Here is a 22,875-nt window from a genome sequence, read left to right on the forward strand (position 1 = left end):
CCCTTCCCTAATCCCCAATAATAGAGGCTTTTTTATGTTGTTGTTTGGTAGTCTCATCCAGGCTGGCAGCCTCAGTTAATGCTGCTACATTTTCTTTGGTAAAAAATCCATCAAAATTGTGGCATCTCTCAACGTATTCTGTAATTAATATTGAATACATAGAGTGCTTGGAGAAAATTTGCTTTAAATCGGGTGAGTCCTCGCAAGCGCCAAATACTTTAGCTAAAAATTCAATATTTAATTGATCTCGAAGTGTTTCAACGACAAAATCAATATTCTTTTTCCCAGAAGAGTGATCGCCGTCTTTTACTTCATAAGCGATGTGGTGCATTCTTCTACCGTAATTACGCACAAAGGTCTCAGTAGGCATAGGCAGATTTTCAAAGGAATTCACCATGAACGGAGTGTTATTAGCGGTAAACACTTTTGCAGGCGACTTGATGTCATGTCCGTGTGGATTTCTATTTACATTCGTAGAGGAGTTCATATCATAGATATTATAGGCACCCCAAAAATAATATTTGGATAAGCATAAAAACTCTAAAATGGCATCCTCACGCTCACCTGCCAGGATTCGAGTAGCCATGTGGTCAATGCCTTTAATCAAATCCTTGATCCCATTATCGTGGCTTTCCTGATCTTTTGCATCTAGCATTGCTTCTTGTTCTTTGGTTAAATAAAAGCGTTGCCCCAACTCCAGGCAGTCAAAATCATAAATATTATTATCAGTATACCCTACACAGTTATAAGTAAAATCCGATAGTCTGGTAAAATGAATATGTTTATTACAATAGAACTTGTTTTCAGTCATATCAGGATTATGAAAATTAAAATCATGGGAAATTAATATATTGCGCGTCTCATCCTTATCCTTGCATTTATAAATCTCACCCACATAACGAGCATTGAATTTAGCTCTTGAATTGGGATACATTTTATTTAATCTTGTAATATCGTCTTTAAAATTAGGATCCAGAGGTTCAAGAACCAAAAAAGCGGGTGAATTTTTGGTATTGAGCAAACAATAAATTTTATGTGTGTCACTAATATAACTTCGAGAATATCGATAAGGCGTCATTGAATACAATTCTTTAATATATGGAATAGCATCCCCAGTTTGCACTTGAACAACGACCCCACACATATCGCCATATAAATCCTCAAGTCCGGATGACAAGCGTCTTTCATAAATCTTGGTTTTATATTCATTAAAATAATCTGAATTGACTTTATCCCCTTTGGGATGGTATTCAATTGGATTAATCATCATGCTCTCCCCAAATTGGTTCCCGATACATAATATTTTAAGTATATACCTACTAATAATTTTTATTTAAATTAATAATTTCATAACAAAAGGCGGGGTATAATGATTCCTTTTGATTCCTAATATATTTTCTAATGGAAGCTTTAATTGTATCAATTGGTGTTATTACTCTTGCAGAAATTGGCGATAAAACACAATTACTCGCTTTTCTTCTGGCAGCACAGTTTAAAAAACCATTGCCAATTATTCTGGGGATATTGGCTGCTACTTTAATAAATCATTCTTTAGCCGGACTTATCGGGGTCTGGATTACCACTTTATTAAAACCGGATGTTCTGCGTTGGATACTTGGCATATCGTTTATCCTGATGGCCATATGGACTCTGATACCAGATGAAATTGAACAAGATGAGAGAAACATATCTAAGTATCTTGGTGTTTTTGGAGCAACGTTTATAACTTTCTTCTTGTCAGAAACAGGAGATAAAACGCAAATTGCAACCATTGCTTTGACAGCGCATTATGGCTCTCCAATCCTGGTCATTACTGGTTCAACTCTTGGAATGTTGCTTGCTGATTTACCAGCTGTTTATTTTGGAAATTTATTTTCCCATAAAATTCCCATGAAAATAATTCATGCTGTAGCGGCATGCGCTTTTTTAATTATTGGACTTATTACTATCTTGTTTTGAACCGACCAAGCAGGAATGCTATTTAACATAAGTATTTAACCAGTTGGTGTATCTTTTTAATCTGTCTATGATAAAGCTTGGCTTCTCCAAAGTATGATATTCGTTGGGGTAAATAACTAACTGTGTTGGCACATCAAGTGATTTCAAAGCCTGGTATAATTGTTCTGACCCAACACAGGGAACATTAAAATCGAGGCCACTACACAAAAATAATGTAGGTGTTTTTATGTTATTTGCTTTAAGAAAAGGGTAACTTAATTTTAAATACAATTCAGGATTGGTCCAGGGTTTTCCTAATTCCAACTCGTATTCTGGAGTGTACTGATCAACACCATAACCAGATAAAATATTTGCCGCTCCAGCGCCGGATATAGCAGCCTTGAAACGATGATCTGTGGCTATGACATAATTGGTTAACATTCCTCCATAACTCCACCCACCTATACCCAAGCGATTTGGATCCACCATTCCCTTCCCTGTTACATAATCAACAGAAGCCAAGACGTCTTTTACATCCAAATTACCCCAATCCGCAAAAATTGCTTTTGCATAATCAAATCCTCGTCCTGAACTGCCTCTTGGATTAGGAGCAATAACGGCATAATCATTGGCTGCCAGCCACTGCATATCAAAGTTAAATTCATGGCTAAATTGATAGACTGGTCCTCCATGCAGATAGACAAAACCAGGGAATAAAGTACCTGGCTGATATCCGGCGGGTTTCATGAATACTCCTTCAACCCTTACTCCATCAAAACTCCTAAACTCTATATCTTCTGCGGGTTGAAATTGAACCTCATCCAATAGCTTTTTATTATGATGAGTTAAAGGAAATAATTCGGAATTCAAAATAAATAATTCAGCAGGATGTGTATCATCTGTTGTTAACAACACGATCTTTCCTTTTGCTAGCGAATAATCCATGTCATAACGCAAGCCACTAGTCAATTTTTTTATATGACCGGTATGAACGTCAATCCGATTCAAATAGGTGTTTCTGCTTTCTTCTATTAATGCATAAATAAATTTGCCATCTTCAGACCATTTCGGTTTGTAATACCAATTATCCATGGGTGCAATGATTTGTTCATTTTTATTATTGATATCAACAATTACCAATTGATTGGGCGAATAATATGTCCATTGGTGTTCATTGCTGCGAAGATAAGCTATTTTTGAACTATCAGGACCCCATGAAAGATTTGATTCATAATCAGGATTCATATCACTGCCGGGGAAATGTGTTAATTGCCACTCTTTCGCCCCAGACTTTGGTTCGATCAAATAAATATCATAATTAAAATGTCTATCAGGATCCTTCCCACGCTTTGTGACAAAGGCTATATATTTTCCATCCGGTGACCAAGCCGGTAAATATTCATCATGATTACCATTAGTCAGTTGAGAGATAATCTTGCTCTTAAGTTCAACCAAATATAAATGATCTCTGCCCTTACCGAGATAACCACTACCATCAACCTTAAATTGATATCTATCTACAACTATAGGCTGATCTTCCTCATTAGACGGATCATTTTTCTGAGCTATAAACGCAATCCTTTTAGAGTCGGGAGACCATGTAAAATCGCTCACTTCGCCATCAATATGAGTCAATTGATGTTCTTTATTATCTTGGGCAGATGCTATCCAAATTTGTGTCGTCCCTTCTTTTCCACCATCGGACAGATAAGCTAACCATTTACCATTAGGACTCCATTTTGGTAGAGAACTTGATGAGTCTGCTGCAAACGTAATCCGTTGACTCAACTTACCATCCATTGATACTTTCCATACCTCAGTCGTGGCAATGTTATCTTTAGCATTTAATTGGGATACTGTATAGGCGACCCATTTTCCATCTGGTGACAAGTCTGGCTCACTGATATCTTGTATATGATAAAGATCATCAAGCTCTGGTAAGCGCTTCCCGGCCCATCCATCAAGATTAATGATAAGACAAATAATTAGAGCTATACATGCCTCCTTCATGACAATCATCCTTATTATGCTGAAAAATCAGAGATTTATAGTGTCTTAAAAAGTATAGAATAAATTTGTTATATATGATTTTTCCTGCAATCCAGCGAACAAATTTTGAGTAGAATAAGTACAGTTTGGTATCATTGGTCTAGAATCGTAGTTGAAATTCTTCAAAAATGAAAAGATCCCCGTCTGTTCAACGAGGATCATAAAAGGATTTTAATTTATTTCTGGTATACTTTTTACAGCATGATCTGCCTCTGTTCTTTGAACAAACTCTCTAAAGAAAGTCTGCGCGCTCTTTCCTGATCGATTATGCAAGTCATTCCAGTCTGAATTATGACCATTAGCATATTGTATATCAGTCTCCATTTTTCTATCGCTTTTGATTTTTTCCCTGGCTTGAACTAAAGCCTCTCTTGCATTAGCCAACCCTGGTTTCGCAAGAGGATCAGCTTTTCGAATGATATCATCCAGATTTGCAATTTCTTCATCAATCTCCGCTTTTTTCTTGCGTCGTTCAGAAGTAAGTTCTTTATGGATAGATGCATAATGTGGAATCACAGCATCATCGATACGCTCGTCCCTTATCTCTTTTCTAGACCTAACCACTATGTAGTCTTTATATGCTTCTGGAATACTCTTGAATGCACTGCCTGCATCAATTTCCCATTTAGCTAAGGCAACACCGAATTTAATGAAGGGCTTAGCCAGCCATCCGAGTATTGTCCCTACTATGCTGTCTTTATGGCCTATTGCTCGACCAATTTCATCACGGTCTAGACGCATATGCCCTACTAAGAAATTAGTAATGGTGGAGAAAGAACGGCTATTAAATAGATTAATAGGCTGTCCTAGTTGATGAAAATGTTGGGCTACCAAGGAAGCCACGCCTGCACCAAGAGAATGACCTTTCAGGGTAATATTTTGTGGTGAAACACCTTGATCTAATAATCTTTGTACTTGGGCAATACCATCTGCAACTAAATCTTCACTTGATTTGGCTTTGCCTGTGCTTTGACCAACACCTCGAAAATTAAAACCAACAACATTGGATTTAAGAGCCTTCGCATCTTCTTTTATATCATCAATGATATGTTCATAACACATACCATTTCCTACCAAATTGATAATATACTTTTGGTATTTAGGATCAATACTTTCTTGTGACCTATACCGTACTTCGAATGTATCTAAATGTGCTCCATCATGAGTAATTACATCATGTTTCTCACAAATCAAATCGTCTTCATTATAATTACTTACAGTAGCATCACTAACAGCTAAATCATCAAAATTTTCATTTTGTGCCGGTAGCACTAAACCACTAACCCATTCACCAAGCAGTTTATTTGCCCCGATTTTTATTAAATCCCATAATAAAACAGGGGGAAAAACAGTTCGAATTGCAATAAATTTAAACCATTCCCAACCACTATATCTAGGTTTTGAGGCATTATAAATTTTAGCCATGAGTTAATCCTATTTACATTAAATTGTTCACATTATATACAATAAATATTAATCTAACCTTAAGCTGAATAGTGTGAATTTAAAAAATTGTCTTAATTTGAGAAGTAAAAAGTGATTGCTCTATATTCTATCATTATGCTAATTAGGCTCATGAATTTGGCCCAATCGAAGACGCTGCGATGCTATCACCAAATATGCCATCACAACATTTTTCTTCTATACTGGCCTTCATTCAACTAAGAAATGATATAAAGATTGATAGTTTGGCTCTATGATTGAATAATGTTGTTTTCTGTCTAAAAGAATTTTAAGTTGTTTCGGGACAGGAATTTCTTTTTTCAAGAGAGGTTCTAATACCTCCGCAAATTTGGCTGGGTGTGCTGGTGCCACAATAACCCAAGGTTTGTCCTGATTCATTGAGTTTAGTCGATGATAAGCTGTTGCGGTATGAGGGCAAATTATATAATGATATTCATTGTAACAATGCATGATAGCTTGCTTAATTTGCTCATCACTAACAGACTGTGCATTCATCTGCTTTTTACATTCAGAATAACTATTAAATAAAATGAATAAACGCTCCAAATTACTTGGCTCACCTACATCCATCGCTGTTGCCAAAGTTTTAATAACCGATTTGGATTGATAAACTCCAGTTAACAAAAATTCACTCAGTGCACTATTGATATTGTTAGCTATTAAAATTTGATCAATCGGAAAACCCAGCATTTTTGCCCAATAGCAAGCTGTAACATTACCCAGGTTTCCACTTGGAACTATAAAATTGACAGAATAATTATGTCTTAATGCCAATTGAATGCTGGTAAAAGCATAGAAAATAACTTGTGGCAATAATCTGACAATATTCATGCTATTGGCTGTAGTCAATATTCCTTTATGTTCTCTTTTGGCAAATACCAGCTTCACCAGCTGTTGACATTGATCAAAACTGCCATTAACAGCCAATGCACGAATATTCTCTCCCCAACAAGTAATTTGAGATTGTTGTCTGAAAGTAAGTTTATCTTTGGGAAATAAAATGATTCCTTCCAGATCTCTTTTCCCATGCAAAGCATGAGCAATCGCAGCGCCAGTATCACCAGATGTTGCGACCAGGACTTTGGCACTCTTGTTTTCTATCAGATGCAATAAACATTCACTGAAAAATTGAGTTCCTAAATCTTTACATGACAGGGTTGGACCATGGAATAACTCCAATACATAATTTTTCTTAAATAGATGATGTAACGGAAAGGAAAAGGTGAGGAATTTTTGAAAAAAAGTATTATTTATATCAATTTTACTATCAGAAAAAAATGGTGAAAGTAAATTAACAGAAAAGTCGATTAAATTGCCGTATTCATAAAATTTTTTTATTGTTAAATCCGGAAACCTGTCAGGCACAAACAACCCTCCATCCCTTGCAATGCCTGACAATATCGCTTCATCTATTGTAGAAACGCATTGTCCTCTGGTACTCCTCATTTTAATTTTCATCTGCTGCCTTTGCACCCTCTGATGAAATATTGGTGAGAGCCATGTTTGAGTAAATCTAATTTATAACATAATTGAAGTTTAGCTTGTTTTTTAGAAATTTATTAAGATTGGCGTAGGGTTGCATCAGGAAAAACGCCAATTCAAACCCAATTTGAATTGTTCCAAAATTGGATGTTTAGCGATTCTGGTCGTTTGATACCTATGATTGTTAGAATCCTTACCCTGTGTATTAAAGATAAAATCTTGCAAACGATTCCAATCCCACTCAACACGGCAACGCCAATTTTTGGTTAACTCCAACTCCAAGCCTGTACCTAATTGGACTCCATTCCTTTTTTGGGTATTTGAAAATCTTCCACTAAATGAGCCAATAGAGCCACTCTGAGTAATACTTCCACTTAGATTGATATCACTGATAATCCAGCCTACCCGGCCATAGATAATTCCAACAGAAGGTAAATAATAACCAGGGTGAATAGCCACACCAGACTGCCATTTTTGTTTAAATGCACCCTTTAATATTCTTGAATAAAGTTCGTTAGAATCAAAAAAGTAGATTTTTCCTTCATTGGAACTGCGGTTAAAAAAGCCTTCTAAACCAAGATAATAATGTGTCCGGAAAAATTTTTCATAGCCTAAGTAAATTTCTCCTCCAACTCCCGTTCCACTCCAGTCAAAATGATCAAAGTCAGTAAAATTAATCTCAGGGCTGGTTTCATTCCTTTTAAAATTGTAATAGGCTGTGTCCCTAATCACTGAAAATCCAAAATACGTATTAGGTCTTAGAAAAAGATTTAGCGGTGTTTTTTCAGCCGCTAAAACAAATAAAGGAGTAAAACTGAAAAGTAAAAACAATAAGATTGATTGAACAGGAAAACCTAAATACACGAATAATTCCTTTTATTAAGTCAAAAAACATCCATTATCTTCTATGACACGTATCTATTTTGCATCAACGATAAAAATACTAATTGTACTTATCCTCTGACCAAAACTCTATATTTTCAAAAGAAAAATCTGCATACAACTGTTTAATAGTTTGGTACTGTCTGTTTAACAGTTCATATTACCAATATGTGTTTTAATCCTGATTAAATATCATGGAAGGATTTTTGAAACCTAAATTGATATGAAACTAAACCGTTGAACTAGTCTGGTTTAAAACCTGGTCTGTCCTCTCCAATTTTTGTCACTTTATTTTCACTATCTACATCGTAGTCAGACTTAATTGTTCTTTTTGCGGGATTTGTATTATTACTTGCTTGAGGTAGTGCTTGACTGAGTTGGGTTTCTATTTCTGCTATTTCTGCGTTCTCTTTTGGATAAGCATTTAAAGCGTTTTCATCCGTCTTTTTAATTTTCTGTAATCGACTTTTCAATTCTTCCAAATTGGACAAATCAAGAGGCTCTTCTGATGCACCATGTTGTTTAATGCGTTCGTTTATTAGAAACTCGACTGTGTCCAAACAATCATTCGCAGTAGTGAAATGCATTTCCAATTTAGCCAAATCTTCGCAATGCTCGTTTTCAAGCGCCACGATTTGTTTGGTTATTTCAACTAAAAGCGGATCACGCATCACTCCTACTTTGGCATCATCATCTACTATGGGGACATTTTGTGGTGAAAGCGCATTTAAATTTTCTGCTACCTGTTGCTTCATATGAGTGATTTGTTCTTTTAAGTCAGTCCTGATTGACATCCTCTCCATATTTTCATCTGATGGAAGAGCACTCAGCGCTTGCAACGCAGCAGGTATATTTTTTTTCTCAAGGGCATCTTTACATTGCTCCAAAGCAGGAAGTATTTTACTATGAAGCATCACTCTTCTCTCTCCAACCACTTGCTTAATCGTATTCATACGTTCTCTGGCTCGGATTGCTTCTGGTGAAGTAAATGCTGACCATTGTTCATCACTAGGGAATTCCCCCAAAACCTGTTCCAGTTGCTCAAAATCATTTTTCACCAGGGCAGTAAAAAATTTTTCCATAACAGGATTCACGCTTTGACTGAGGAAATGTTGATAGTCATTTTGAGTATGACCTAAAATACTACTAGAAATCATTCCCAGTAAACTAGCATCAGGTAACTGAGCTTGTTTTTTCAGTTCCATTTGGAGGTGAAATACCGATGCTAATTCATGTGCCCTGTATTCAGCAAACTCTTCTTGCTCCACAGCATTTTTTACTGCTATCAAGTTCTCTCTGGAGTGAGTAAAAGCTGCTGAAATTGCTTCTGCTCTCAAATTTTTTAGACTAAAATCAATTGATAATTGTCTGCGTTCCTGCTCATCCGGTAGAATAAACTCCCCCCCAGCCTGAAAGGCTCTTATATGATCCATGAACCTTTTGGCATCCTCTTGAGCCTCAGGTCCTGATAAATAATTTCTAAATGATTCATTTTGTACAGCACTTAATCTTAAAAGTTTCCGGCGACTTGTAATCAAATCAATATAGACACTCCTATCGGGTTTATGTCCCTCGGGTATATAAGCAGACACAAATTTCTCAATATATTCATCTGGAAGCAGGCAAATTTTTAACATTGCTTGATTCACTTCAGCTCTGAAAGATTTGCTATTTGTTAAAGTAAACCCCACAAGACCGCTATGTATTTGGCCCATATAAACATAAGAGGTTGTAGGCACTCCTTTACGGATCATATCAAGCCAATTCGTTGCATAGAAATCATGAGGAGAAGGTAATTCAGCAATCACTTTAGGAGTAATATCATATCTCTTATTTAAACCCAAAATAGAGGCAAGGCATTGATCACCATCTATCTTAATTACTCTATTGTCTTTATCTACTCCTATATTGCCATTTTTTAAATCAACTTCTTGCAAAAAAACAGAAACAAGAATGGCTTGTCCAAAGCCAGTAATAGTTCCATTGTCAAAGCTACTCACCTCACCCTCTGGCAAAGCATGGTATCCTTCTGCCTCTTTAGAATAAACATAGTAAGTATTATGTGGCTCATCTTTAGCAAGAAGAGTTTCTGGTTGGTGAGGGATTATTAATCTGAAAAATTCTTGGGCTAAAAGCTCGTGCCTTGCTATCATAGGATCGGTACATCTCTTGGCAATCCAGATACCTGGATGCCCTGGAATCGTACCTTTTGATACTGCGTTTGTGTAGCTTGTAGGGGATCTCAGCACAGTATTATTACTTGTAAATTGGCTAAAATCCAATACAGGTATAGGCATTTTGGCTCCTAACACACTATTGAATATACTATTAACTTTTAGTATAGTAATTAACCAAAAAAGTGTCAGATAATGCCGTTATATGTGAAATAATTAAACTTATTTCATCGGACTACTTCATTTATAGATTACATGTTGGCCTTGGCATTATTTTTTCAGTGTAGCACTGATTTTAAAGCGAACGATTACTTCATCTTGTATTTCATCAGTACTCGCCCATTCACCTTGACCTACCCCAAACGTACTGCGTTTGATTGTTGAACCTCCTTCAACTAAAGCTTGATCTTTGGAAATTTGCTCCACAACAAATTTTAGAGTCACTGGGGCTGATTTATCTCGTACTGTTAGAATCCCTTCTGCCTCATAGGTTTTGTCATCTAATTGATTAAATTTCGTTGCTTTAAACTCTGCATTAGGAAATGCTTTGACATTAAACCAGTCAGGGGAAGCTAACGTTGTCACGATGTCCTCAAAAGGCGCTGCAATCGAGTTCATATCAATAGTAATATGAATTGAGCCCGCTTTGTAGTTAGAAGGATCTGCAAAAATTTGACCAGTAAATGTCTTAAATCGTCCTGTAACCGGGGCACCATTTTGAGTACCAGTAAAAGTAATCTCACTTTGTGCTGATACAATTTCCCATTCCGGTAGATTACTCGCGTAAATAAATGTGCTTACAAAAAAACTCAATACCCAAAGGGAATATTTAACATACATATTCATTATAGCATTCTCCGTAATATATCATCCCTATTGATAAAATGATGTTTTAATGCCGCTGCAGTATGCAGGAATATGGCCGTAATTAAAGCATACCCCAAGCATTCATGAATCCACTGAAATAAAATTCTGTTACTTTCATCTGAAGACACAAGGTTAGGCAATACAAATAATCCAAAAAAAGAAGCGGGTAATCCGGCGGCTGAGGTGATTAGCCATCCACTGATAGGCATAGCAAACATGAAAAAATAAAATGCCCAATGCATACTGCGAGCTGTAATTTTCTCTAACAGGGGAATAGCCAATTCTGGTAATTGGTTAGTCAAACGCCAAATCAATCTAAAAAAAGCTAAAAACAACACCAGAAATCCGTACTCCTTATGCCAGCCATATAATTTTAATTTCTCAAGACTAAAAGGGAGCCTCACCATATATAAACCGACTCCCAATAGTCCAATAATTAAAACAGCCATAATCCAATGGAAAAAAATCATAACCAGGCCAAACTTGGTTGAAGTATTCCTTATCTGCATAGATTATCCATATTTTTTATCGAGATAGGCTTCTGCTTCTATTTCTATTTCGACATCATCCCCTACTTCTGGTATTAAAGCTTTTATTCCGTAATCAGAGCGTTTTAATGAAGTGGTGGCGCTAAACCCAGCTGTTTCTCTGTCATTTAATAAATTAATTCCTGCTTTATTGAATACCACGTCCAATATGATAGGTTTTGTGACGCCGTGTAAAGTAAGCATTCCATACACTTTTGCTTTATTTTTGCCTGTTACCTCCACCTTATCACTCACAAAGGTTGCTGAAGGAAACTGTTTGGTATCAAAGAACAATTTACCTTTCAAATGCTTATCAAGCTCAGGTATACCTGTAACGATGTCATCGATCTTGATAGTAACATTCACTTTGCTCTGTTGTGGGTTATCCTTATCAAGGACAAGCTGGCCATTGGCATACCATTTTCCAGCTTGAGTTGAAAAGCCTAAATGCTTTACCTTCCATAACACATAAGTATGTTGATTATCTAAAGTCAAGGTTTGTGGTTCTGCATAAATATCAGTAGAAAATGCAAAAACAGCCAATATTGCAAAAATAAAATGTCTGTAATTCCTTTTCATTTTCAATTCCTAAAATAGATTAAATTATGATTTACCTTTATCCAATGAGCCGCCAACAATTTTGTCACAAATCCCTTTAGGCAATAAAATAAAAGCATCCTTTTGGTTATCTTTAGTAGAAGATCCGGCACAATCAGATGTCGCCGTTGAACAATCATTCATGCCCTTTTTAACTATGCCATAGCATTTCTCAGTACTCGAATCCTCAGCCATCGCGGTATTCGATGCGATAAGAATTAAAAAAGCACTAAAGGTGGATTGTATCAATTTCTCCTTCAATGACATGGATAATCTCCTTGATTATAGTCAATTGAAACTTAATATCAGAATAACAATAAAAACATAGTAAACTTATTTAATGAATAAATGAATGCAAATAATCATATGCTTTTTTAGCATACTCCAAAGGATGAGCTTTTCCCGGATCCTGCTCTGCCTCCACTATCATCCACCCTTTAAAATGATGTTTTTGAAGCCCTGCCCATATGGGTATAAAATCAATTGCCCCATCACCAGGCACAGTAAATACTCCAGCTCTTACAGCATCCATAAAACTGAGTTTTTCCCCTTCAACTCGTCTCAAAACCTCAGTGCGAATATCTTTCAGATGAACATACAAAATACGATCACCATACTTATCTATCAAATTAACCGGCTCTATTCCTGAAAAAGCAGCATGGCCAGTATCCAATAATAGAGAAACCAATTTTGGACTGGTATTAGTCATTAAAAAATCAATGTCTTTCTCCCAAAATACACCAGTCCCTGCATGGTAATGATAAACAATCTTCATATTGAAGTCGTAAGCAATTCGACCTAATGTATGCAGCCCTTGAATCAATAAACTCCATTGCTCTTCAGTAAATCGCGGGATATGGGTACTTAATATTGGTAAATCAGTGCCTTGAATAGCGTGCCCACATTCACAAACATTAACAAATGATGCGCCCAATGCGCGCATAAAACTTAAATGTTCAATAAATCTTGATACGGTTTTTTCATAGGCATTAGGCTCAGTAAAATAAGTACTAAACCATGAACTCGATAATTGTAAACCTCGTTGCTGCAAAGCAGCTTTTAATGTACTTGCATCGCGTGGGTATTTATTCCCCAACTCAGTGCCAGAATAGCCTGCCATAGCCATTTCGTTAATACATTGCTCAAAACTAATGTCTTTACCTAAATTCGGATCATCATCATTGCACCAATTAATTGGTGCGATACCAAGTTGAATACTCATCTTCACTTCCATCTTCAATATTGTCTAACTGTTTCAATTTGCTCTCGCATCATTTGGTAAGCTTTACTCACTGATTCTGATTGAGATACCTCAGCAACTCCAACCCGCCACCAAGTCTTATATCCTTGACTCATGGTCTTTGGTAATACAGGAAGAACAATAACCGTACTATTTTCCTGTTTTTTTGCTGAGTCTAATGTAGTCCGGAATTGCTCATAGGATTTAACAAAATAAGTAGCTGCCCCCAATCCCTCTGCGTACTTACAAAAATCTATGGGTAAATAATCGCCATTTAAAGCATTAGTAGTTGGCTCCCTATAACGAAATTCATTACCAAAACCAAGACTACCATTCCCTTCCTGTAAATTTCTAATGCACTGAAATCCATGGTTATCAAAAATGAGAATTGTAATTTTCTTGCGTTCCTGGATGGCAGTTAAAAGCTCTGAATGCATCATGACAAAACTGCCATCTCCAACTAAAACATAGACCTCTCCTTCCTGATATTCTTTTGCAATACGTACTCCTAGACCCGCTGCAACCTCATATCCCATACAGGAATAAGCGTACTCCAAATGATAATCTTTTGCCTTTTTGGATTGCCAAATTCGATGCAAATCACCTGGCAAACTCCCCGCTGCACTAATTATCACATCCTCTTCAGTAACATACTGATTGAGCAGTCCCAAAACAGTAGTTTGGTGTAACCCAGCCTGCTCTGTAGAATAAGACTGAGTCAATTTATCTAACTCTTGAGCCCATTCATTTTGATAATGACGTATTAACTGCTGGTAAGAGAGAGAGGTTTGATAATCTGCCAGCTCTTTCCCCAATTGCTCCAAACCAGTTTTAGCATCTCCTTTTAACATAACTCCATTCATTTTCATGGCATCAAGACGTGATACATTAAGATGAATGATTTGGCAGTCCTGGTTTTTAAAAGCCCATTTGGAAGCTGTCGTAAAATCCTGTAATCGAGATCCGATAACCAAAATAACGTCAGCCTGAGCTGCCAGAGAATTTGCTGTTTCGGATCCAGTAACTCCTATGCCGCCAACATTCATGGGGTGTTTCGCTGCCAGGCTACTTTTTCCTGCTTGAGTTTCAGCAACAGGAATACAATGTTTTAATGCAAACTCTGATAAAGTCTCCGAAGCCAGGGAATAATGCACACCGCCACCTGCAATGATTAATGGTTGCTTAGCCTTTCTAAGAAGTTGAATAGCCACTGCCAACATGGCATCGCTAATCCTTTCTCTCTCAATACGCCATAAGCGTTTTTTAAAAAAGGAGTCCTCATATTCATAAGCTTCAGACTGTACATCTTGAGGTAAACACAATGTAACGGCACCTGTTTCAACTGGATCAGTTAATACTCTCATAGCCTGCATACACGCTGTCATTAACTGTTCAGGCCTGGTTATTCTGTCCCAATACTTACTGACTGGTTTAAAGCAATCATTAACGGATATGGTGTAATCATATGGAACCTCCAGCTGTTGGAGAACCGGATCGGGTTGCCTGCAACTGAATACATCACCTGGCAACAATAACAATGGAATTCTGTTGGTTGTCGCTGTCGCCGCTGCAGTAATCATATTAGTAGCGCCAGGACCAATTGACGAAGTACAAGCCATGATCCCTAACCGGTTTTTTTGTTTGGCATAGGCGGTTGCTGCGTGAGCCATTCCTTGCTCATTATGTCCCTGATAATAAATTAAACCCTGAGCATCGTATTCCAATGCTTCACCCAATCCGGTTACATTACCATGGCCAAATATTCCAAACACACCATTGATGAAACGGTATTCTTTATTGTCCAGTGTGACATATTGATTAGCTAAAAATCTTAATAAGGCCTGAGCCATAGTTAATTTAATTTTCATTTATTGAACTCTCCAAATCATGCTGCAGATAAGGATTACTGCTGTTTTAGTTGCCATGCTCTTAAATTAGCCTTGATTGTCCTTGTCCATTCATGCTCTCTTGTGAAGGTAGGTGTCGTATAGGCGTTATTATTTAAATGCCGGATAAACCAAAGCGTATAAAGCGCATAACCCGGGGCTGTGCAATGAGCATGTTCCTGACTATTGGCAATTTGATAGGTATCATAGTGCTCAATCCGTATAACCTCTTTACCATTTTCCCCAAAAGCATATCCTTGAGGCTCTGAAAACCTGTAATGATAAATTTCTGGTTGCTCATGGTAATGTGAAGGATAACTTGACCAACGGCCTTGAAACGTAATAATTTCCCCAACCACCAAATTAGAATCAGGTCTGTTTCGTTTATCAAATACCGTTCTGACAAGTCGATACGACGTATTCTCAAGGATTCCTTCTCCTCTATTATCTAATTCAAGCATATTGGATGCATCAAATAATATTGGAGAAAATAACTTTTCATTTTCTGTTTCTATTAATAAAATTTCACAATCAGTCAGAGCGATTACTGAACTGACTTCATTCTTTGAGCAGTGCAAAACATAAGGAGATTGTGAAAAATAATCTGTACGTTCAACCTCCTGGTTATAAGAACCATACTGGAAAACAACTCTTCCTGTCATTAAGAGGGCTGCAAATTCATAACTTGAGTTAAATTGATGGCTTTGCCCCTTGTTTAATTTAAGAGAACTAAAACTCATTGCGGTAGATGAGTATTGCATCTTTACAATCGAATTTAAACCATCAGCAAATCCACATGGATTTTTAATAAGCAACTGTGTCTTTTGATTTTTACTTAATTTCTCATGCAGCTGTGTTAACCGGGAGCTATTCCATATGCCAGGATCATGATCATATTCTTGAATAAAATAGTCCAATTCTTCCTTGTATGGAATCGCAGGAGCACAACCATGACGAGTTACGACCAAGGCACCACAAGCATTAGCATAAGTTACTGCTTGCTCCCATGATTTTCCTTGCAGCAAACCCGCTAAAAGACCGGACATAAAACCATCGCCGGCTCCCAAAACATTCAATACTTCAACAGGAAAAGATTTTGCCCGTAAAAGTCCTTTATCTGATCCAAAATGAACACAGGCGCCCTTCTCTCCTAATTTAACAACTATTGGCGCATCGGTTCGTTGCCTGATATTGATTAATGAGGCTTTAATATCATTCGAACCGCCTGCAATACATATTTCCTCTTCAGTCCCAACAATCAAATCGCATAAAGGTAAAACCTGTTGATACACATGACTCACATATTCATTCTGACAATAACGATTTTCCCCATTACCAATCGCAGTTAATCCCCAAAGTACGGGTCTATAATCGAGATCAAAAACTATTATCGTTTCTGCTTTTCTGGCTAAATGAACTACTTCCAGCGTGGTACTCTTCATTAACTCAGTGGATAAACCAGTGCCCGTTATCAATATAGCCTTTGCATTCTTTAAATCATTAAAACTAATTTGATCTGATTTAATCTGCATATCTGCGCAATCGTTACGATAAAAAAGCAGAGGAAAATTGGAGGGGGGCTTAATACCCAAAAGTACAAGACCAGTTAAATGATTATCTGTTTCAGATAATAACTCAATATTAACTCCCTCACGTTCTAACTCTTCTTTGAGAAATTTACCTAGTTCATCTGAGCCAACACAGGAAAACATCTGGCTTTTTAATCCTAATCTGGCAGCTCCTACAGCAATATTTCCTGCACACCCCCCCAAATACTTTTTAAAGCTTGCAACATCCTTCAAATCCAATCCTGTTTGCTCCGCGTAGAGATCAACTGCTACGCGTCCCATACAAATCAAATCGACTGCTCTGTTCTCATCAAAATAAAATCTGGGAAATTCTTTCATGGCAACCTCAATTCAATACCACAGGGAGATGCGTTTCTAAAGATTGTTTTGCTGCTTTTGCAATGCGCAAGGCTTGTAGTCCATCCAATCCTGAAACGGGACTTGTCTGATTATCATTCCAGGCACTATAAAACGCATTCAGTTCTGCCAGATAGGCTTGATGATAGCGCTCAAGGAAAAAATATTGAGGTTTAGCGCTATCCGTTGCATTCGCTGAGTACCGAGATACCGTATGCTCTAACTGATTTTCAGCCAATAACATGCCGCCTGAACCGAATACTTCTACCCTTTGATCATACCCATAGATTGCCTGACGGCTGTTGTCTATAACACCAAATGCGCCATTAGCGAACCGTAGTTGAATTATTGCTGTATCTACGTCATCGAACTGTTCAAAATCAGGATTAATTAGAACCGCCCCTGTTGCATAAACCTCAACAACCTCGGATTGCATTAAAAAACGAGCCATATCAAAATCATGAATAGACATGTCCATGAATATTCCACCCGATGTCGCGCAATACTCTTTGGATGGACAAGCCGGATCACGAGAAGTAATTCTAAGAATATGGGGAGTACCAATTTCACCAAACCGTACTCTTTTCTGAATATTGGCAAAACCTGGGTCAAATCGACGATTAAACCCTAATTGCAATAAAGTATTATTTTTTTTGATTATATTTAATGTTTTCTCTATCTCCTCTTCATTCAAACCAATCGGTTTTTCACAAAAAATTGCTTTACCATGAAGACTCGCCGTAATAATTTGTTCGAGATGCAGATGAGATGGAGAGGCGATCAAAACAGCATCCAAATCAGGGTGGCAAAGCACATCCTCTGACTGAGTAGATACGATTGCAATCCCTAACTTCTCAGCCCAATTCTTATCAATCTGAGGGTCGGCTATGACCACTAATTCGAATTGTGGCAAATGAAATAGAATATTTTCCGCATGCAGTCTACCAATTCTTCCTGCCCCTACTACCCCAATTCGACATGTTTTCTTTTTCATAATTAGTCCATAATTAAATCAAATTTTCTTGTTTTTATATTTTTTGATATTGGTTGACCTATATCTCTTACTTTTTTTCCAGCGTTTAAATTTTCTTCCAGTTTTTCCAAAGACACAGATGTGGTTTCAGGGACAAAGTAATAAATAAACCAGCATGCCAGCAAGCAAAAGCTGGCAAACATGGCAAAGGTAAATACTTGACCCGAGAATTGATAAATGGGAAGAAACGAAAGTGATACTACAAAATTAGCACCCCATTGAAATACTGTAGCAATACTCATTGCCAAACCACGCACCGATAAAGGATATATTTCAGATATTAACACCCAGAACAGAGAGCCCAGACTAATACAATATCCCATTACATAAAATGATAATCCGCCTAAAATCGAGAATTTATTGATTAGCATAGAATTGCTGGATAGGAAGCTAACAAAATATAAGCTAATAGATGCTATCAAAGTACCACTGATTAACAAAAATCTTCTTCCTAATTTATCAACATAAAAAAGAGTTACTACTGTAAAGATAAAATTGACCAGACCCAAAAAAAAGGTGGCTAGGATTGCATTTTTTACTGGAAAAAAACCGAACGACTCAAATATAACTGGCCCATAATACATCAAGGCATTGATTCCGGAAAATTGCTGGAACAGGCCTAAACCTACACCCACCAATAGAACAAAAATAATTGGTTTCTTAAATATCTGGGTATAACCTGGCGCAGTATTGACTATGTTACTACTTATTTCAGCCAATTCCTGTTGAACATTATACCCAGCTGGTCTAATTTGCTTTAAGGTCTTTAAAGTAGCATCAGCTCCGTATTTAATCATCATCCAGCGGGGTGAATGAGGGACAAAATACATTCCCGCAAATAAGACGAGTGCAGGCAGGCTCCCTATCCAAAATAAATATCTCCAACTCATTAATGAATAGTCATGAAGAAGATAACCAATCAAATAAGCGACAGCCTGGCCAAACGTAATTGTTAATCCATTAATCAATACTAAAGTTCCTCTTTGATGGGGGGGCGCGATTTCAGCAATAAATAAAGGAGCAATGTAGGACGCAATACCTATACAAATACCAATGATAAATCGGCCAAGTAATATGGAAACTAACCCGGGAGCCAAAGCACACAAACAGCTCCCAAGAATAAAACCCAAAGCGACTATTTTTAATAAAGATCGCCTGCTTAACTTATCTGCGACAAGACCACTTATGGGTATTCCCAGTATGCATCCCAGTAAACTACTACTGACAACTTGTGCCCATTGCCAATCTGTTAGTCCCAACTGAGAGATGACCTGATCTTTCACATCAGCAATGACACTGGAATCAAATCCGAATAAAAATCCACCAAATCCGGCAATTACCGCAATCAGGAATACAAATGCATTCATTCCTTTGTTCATATAACTATCTGTCCCTAATGATAATCCTGTTCGAGCATGATGTTATCACGGCCAGGTTGCAAGAAAAATATCAAAGTGTAAATTATTGAGGGTAAAATTATACTTTACCCCAATAATGGGTTTTGCTGATTAAATAAACATTTTTTGGCGGGAAGAGCACACGCTTAGTCGACATCCCAATTTAAATAAGCATGAGTCATTAATTCATACAACAGAGAGTGCAACACAAATAAGTCACGCAAATTCTTGCTGCATTGCAATCACAAGTTGCAAAAATTAATCATATTCGAGACGCAGTGTTTTCTATAGGTATCGCTGTCCATTAGAAATTATCAGTTAAAGTTAATTTGGTATTTGTTTGCAAAATAGGGGCAAAAGGCAAGGACTCTAAAATTCCGCCTATCTGTGGTTTGAACTCAAGAATAATTATCACCATCCAACTAGCAAGTTAATTATGGACGCATATTTCCATCATCGTACTCCTCACCCATTTCATTAAAAGTATGAGACGGAGCGGATACCTGAAAAGCTTCTTGTGGTCTGTAATTAAAAAATCCCATCCCTGAAGCAGTTGCAAATACAGGTGTTTGAGCTTCATATGAGGAAGAGAATTGAACATGCGAAGAGCTGGGCTTATTTTGTAAGTATTTTATATGTTGCGTTAGCTCCTGAACAATTTGCAGATCGCTTTCTTTAGGTGATTTGATTGTATTCAGAATTTTAATGGCTTGCTGATAGGTAGCTATTGCTTCTGAAATTTTTTGATTTTGAATATATGATTTGGCTAAATTTAGAACTTGCATTGCCATGCCACGATAAGCGCTATCATTAGGTGTTACATTTACAAAAACCGGATTAAAAGTGACTTGCTCGACTCCAGAGACTGGGTTAGAAGTTGGGGGTTCTGCTGACAAAGACAATTGCGACAGCATATTTTCCAAACTACGATCAATTTGTTGTATTTCACCAATGGATATATTTTCAAACTGTTCAAAAAGCGCCTGCTCTTGTTGCCTTGCAACTTGTCCCTCGCCCAGCAGATATTCATGATTCATAAATTTAGCGGAGTTTAAATAAGACTTTGTCGATAGTTTTTTTTCATAAAAAGCATGAAATTGTTTGAAATTAGAGACTGGATCCCCAATTTGTTGTTCTTCAAATGTTTTATTTTGTATCAATCGAAATGCTTTTATTGCATTAGCCATTGCCTCATCCCCAGCAGCTTGATTCATCAGCTCATAACACGCATCAGATAAATCAATATATAACTCAGTTAGTTGTCGATAAGAGTCATCATTTAAAGGAGTTTCGATGAGGCGATTTATCGCTGCTTCATAGTGTCTACCGGCGCTTAAATAATCTCTTCTATTAAAATAAAGAGTCGCTACATCATAATGACCATTAACTATCGCATTAATATCCTCAGGAGTTTTATTGGAAATTTGTAAAAATAAATCAATTGCTTCTAGATACTCGGTAATCGCCTCTTTTATGAAATATCTCTTTTCAAGCTCTTTGGCAGAGGTGATTTTCTGTTTGGCATGTTTTCTCTTTACTTCATCCATCATTGACTCCTTTAATACGAACTAAGATCCAAATAAAAGACAACTTATTGAAAAATAATCCAGCCCACTTAAAATAAGAATTTTTTAACCGTCTAAAATTAAAAAGGAATTCATTGTGAGCTGGAAAGTTGAATTAATATCATTATCTCTTTTTATCTGCAATCAATATTGAAGTCACCTGAATTACTGTATTTAATTTACAAAACCAATAACGGGACAAACCACTCCCACCTCTTTAAAAGCATTAATGACATCTTGCTTATTATATTGCCTGTCAATTGCCGCTTGGATAACACCACAAGAGGCTGCTTCAAATGAAGTCCCTGATGTCCAATATTTTATATTGGCATCTACCATCACTTGAAATGCCTTTCTCACTGACCAGTTCGGTTGATGGGCTAAAAGATAAAAAGCCCTGTTAAAGATCCCGCTGGTCAGATGAACATCCAAGTCATCATGATAATCATCGAAATGCTCAATAGAATGACCATCTTTAGTTGGGTAATCCATGTAACGAATTGGCTCACCACTGATAGTTGCTTCACGTCCTATAGACCAATCGTCACCATCCCAATACCATGGGTAATCTTTACGTAAGTAATCCTGCATAGCAATCGATGCCATATCTGAGAAAGCTTCATTGATCCCTCCGGATTGCCCATTATAGACCAGATTAGAGTGCAATCTGGTAAAATTATGGGACAACTCATGAGATAAAGTGCTCTGTGCCGGCGCCGTTAATTGCGTATCCCCATCACCAATCACAATTTGTTGATGCATTAAATACAATCCTTTAATTTTAATGGAAGGCACTGCGAAGGCATTATCAAAATTTTTAATATGGGTATAGGCTCGCAAAGGCAAATCGTCGCCTAAAGGCTTTTCCACGCCATAGTAATCTTTGTACATTTCCAGTGTTACTTCGGCAAAATACATAGCATCATTAACTGAAGAAAAACTGTAGTTTGCAGGTGATGTGTCTCCATCATTAATATTGATATATTGTGATTCCTTGCTGCAAGGATAGGAGAAGGCCGATATATTTTTATAGATTTCCACAATGCTTAGAACCGGGAAGGATCTCTTGTCCAAGTCAGTGTGCGCAGCATTAATAACCCTTACCTCAGGGCTTTCTACAACACAATTTTTTCCTTTGATCGTTACCTCAAATTTGCCAAGAGAAGGAATATCCTTCATTGAATCACCATGTTGAAACAATCCCGACCGATAGGGAAGAATGAATACATTACCACCTAAGCCCTGACCAACTTTCTTATGTGTTAAATCATCCCAGCTTTTTAAAATCTCACCAGAATTGGCATCGATGATATAATTGGGTGCAGAGACAAAATGAAATGGATCATTCGTGTACATCGACAAGTGATAGGCTAGATGTGCTTTTTTATGTGAATTCAAGTAAATGATTTTTTTAATATTTTTGTAAATGATTGAATTGTTATTATGTTTTATTATCTTGCTTTCAATATAACTGGTACTTAACTTCCCATCAGTCTGATGAATATCTTTTTCAATTTCAGACACATCAACACCGGTCAGAAAAATTTTTGACTTGCTCACCTTATGGAGGATCAGTTCATGACCCCAAACAGGAATATTTCTATAATAAATTTGATAACGAATATCATTAGCATCATGATTTCCCTCATGATCAACAGGTCTCAACTGATAATTTAAAGACGTCATTTTATGAGTAATTGATATAAATCCTTTTTTATCATGCAAGATACTAACATTGTATTTTTTTAAATTGTTATCGCTCGCTTCCCAAATAAGATTTTCTGAAGCGGCTTGCAAATTAGCACTTGCCATAGAAGCAACTAAAAATGAAACTATCCGTGTTTTCATA

18 protein-coding genes are annotated in these 22,875 nt (G+C 37.0%); 1 reads left to right on the forward strand and 17 read right to left on the reverse strand.

All coding sequences use genetic code 11. The annotated features are described in order from the left end of the window. Positions 1-7 precede the first annotated feature (7 nt). Entirely contained in the window at positions 8-1,267 is a 1,260-nt protein-coding gene (locus EL201_RS08410; RefSeq protein ID WP_027221825.1) for a lpg1639 family Dot/Icm T4SS effector, read from the reverse strand. Positions 1,268-1,401: 134 nt separating this feature from the next. On the opposite strand from EL201_RS08410, the gene EL201_RS08415 reads away from it, so the two are divergent. Next, entirely contained in the window at positions 1,402-1,959 is a 558-nt protein-coding gene (locus tag EL201_RS08415) for a TMEM165/GDT1 family protein (RefSeq protein WP_027221826.1), read from the forward strand. Between the two features lie 18 nt (positions 1,960-1,977). Here EL201_RS08415 and EL201_RS08420 read toward each other — a convergent pair whose 3' ends face one another. The 16 genes from EL201_RS08420 to EL201_RS08495 form a co-directional block, all read right to left on the reverse strand. Further along, positions 1,978-3,948: a S9 family peptidase gene (locus EL201_RS08420; RefSeq protein ID WP_027221827.1), complete on the reverse strand. Its 1,971-nt coding sequence runs from the start codon at positions 3,946-3,948 to the stop codon at positions 1,978-1,980. A gap of 210 nt (positions 3,949-4,158) precedes the next feature. Next, a complete protein-coding gene (gene sidB / locus EL201_RS08425; RefSeq protein WP_027221828.1) occupies positions 4,159-5,412 on the reverse strand; it encodes a Dot/Icm T4SS effector SidB in 1,254 nt (417 codons plus the stop codon). A gap of 228 nt (positions 5,413-5,640) precedes the next feature. After that, positions 5,641-6,909, reverse strand: a complete 1,269-nt coding sequence (gene thrC / locus EL201_RS08430) for a threonine synthase (protein ID WP_027221829.1) — start codon at positions 6,907-6,909, stop codon at positions 5,641-5,643. Positions 6,910-7,032: 123 nt separating this feature from the next. Beyond that, positions 7,033-7,797 (reverse strand): outer membrane protein, encoded by a 765-nt coding sequence (locus EL201_RS08435; RefSeq protein WP_027221830.1) that lies wholly within the window; start codon positions 7,795-7,797, stop codon positions 7,033-7,035. Between the two features lie 260 nt (positions 7,798-8,057). Next, entirely contained in the window at positions 8,058-10,112 is a 2,055-nt protein-coding gene (locus tag EL201_RS08440) for a SidE phosphodiesterase domain-containing protein (protein WP_027221831.1), read from the reverse strand. A gap of 147 nt (positions 10,113-10,259) precedes the next feature. Beyond that, complete coding sequence (locus EL201_RS08445; protein WP_027221832.1) at positions 10,260-10,835, reverse strand: YceI family protein; 576 nt, start codon at positions 10,833-10,835, stop codon at positions 10,260-10,262. Further along, positions 10,835-11,365, reverse strand: a complete 531-nt coding sequence (locus EL201_RS08450) for a cytochrome b (RefSeq protein ID WP_027221833.1) — start codon at positions 11,363-11,365, stop codon at positions 10,835-10,837. The genes EL201_RS08445 and EL201_RS08450 overlap by 1 nt, the downstream gene beginning before the upstream one ends. 3 nt (positions 11,366-11,368) lie before the next feature. Then, on the reverse strand, positions 11,369-11,962 hold the full coding sequence (locus EL201_RS08455; RefSeq protein ID WP_027221834.1) for a YceI family protein: 594 nt from the start codon (positions 11,960-11,962) through the stop codon (positions 11,369-11,371). A 24-nt stretch (positions 11,963-11,986) separates the two neighbouring features. Continuing rightward, the gene (locus EL201_RS08460; RefSeq protein WP_027221835.1) at positions 11,987-12,247 is read right to left on the reverse strand and encodes a BufA1 family periplasmic bufferin-type metallophore; all 261 of its coding nucleotides are present in this window, start codon (positions 12,245-12,247) and stop codon (positions 11,987-11,989) included. 70 nt (positions 12,248-12,317) lie between these two features. Next, positions 12,318-13,214 (reverse strand): myo-inosose-2 dehydratase, encoded by an 897-nt coding sequence (iolE, locus tag EL201_RS08465; RefSeq protein WP_027221836.1) that lies wholly within the window; start codon positions 13,212-13,214, stop codon positions 12,318-12,320. Positions 13,215-13,216: 2 nt separating this feature from the next. Further along, positions 13,217-15,088, reverse strand: coding sequence for a 3D-(3,5/4)-trihydroxycyclohexane-1,2-dione acylhydrolase (decyclizing) (iolD, locus tag EL201_RS08470; protein ID WP_027221837.1), 1,872 nt, complete (start codon positions 15,086-15,088; stop codon positions 13,217-13,219). Positions 15,089-15,123: 35 nt separating this feature from the next. Next, positions 15,124-17,013 (reverse strand): 5-dehydro-2-deoxygluconokinase, encoded by a 1,890-nt coding sequence (gene iolC, locus EL201_RS08475; protein ID WP_027221838.1) that lies wholly within the window; start codon positions 17,011-17,013, stop codon positions 15,124-15,126. Between the two features lie 7 nt (positions 17,014-17,020). After that, entirely contained in the window at positions 17,021-18,025 is a 1,005-nt protein-coding gene (gene iolG / locus EL201_RS08480) for an inositol 2-dehydrogenase (protein WP_027221839.1), read from the reverse strand. Positions 18,026-18,027: 2 nt separating this feature from the next. Continuing rightward, a complete protein-coding gene (locus tag EL201_RS08485) occupies positions 18,028-19,443 on the reverse strand; it encodes a sugar porter family MFS transporter (RefSeq protein ID WP_027221840.1) in 1,416 nt (471 codons plus the stop codon). 452 nt (positions 19,444-19,895) lie between these two features. After that, positions 19,896-21,011, reverse strand: a complete 1,116-nt coding sequence (locus tag EL201_RS08490; protein WP_080272972.1) for a tetratricopeptide repeat protein — start codon at positions 21,009-21,011, stop codon at positions 19,896-19,898. Positions 21,012-21,200: 189 nt separating this feature from the next. Then, positions 21,201-22,874: a M4 family metallopeptidase gene (locus EL201_RS08495; RefSeq protein ID WP_027221842.1), complete on the reverse strand. Its 1,674-nt coding sequence runs from the start codon at positions 22,872-22,874 to the stop codon at positions 21,201-21,203. Position 22,875 lies beyond the last annotated feature (1 nt).

Origin of the sequence: Legionella pneumophila subsp. pascullei (assembly GCF_900637585.1) — a bacterium.
Lineage (GTDB): Bacteria > Pseudomonadota > Gammaproteobacteria > Legionellales > Legionellaceae > Legionella > Legionella pascullei.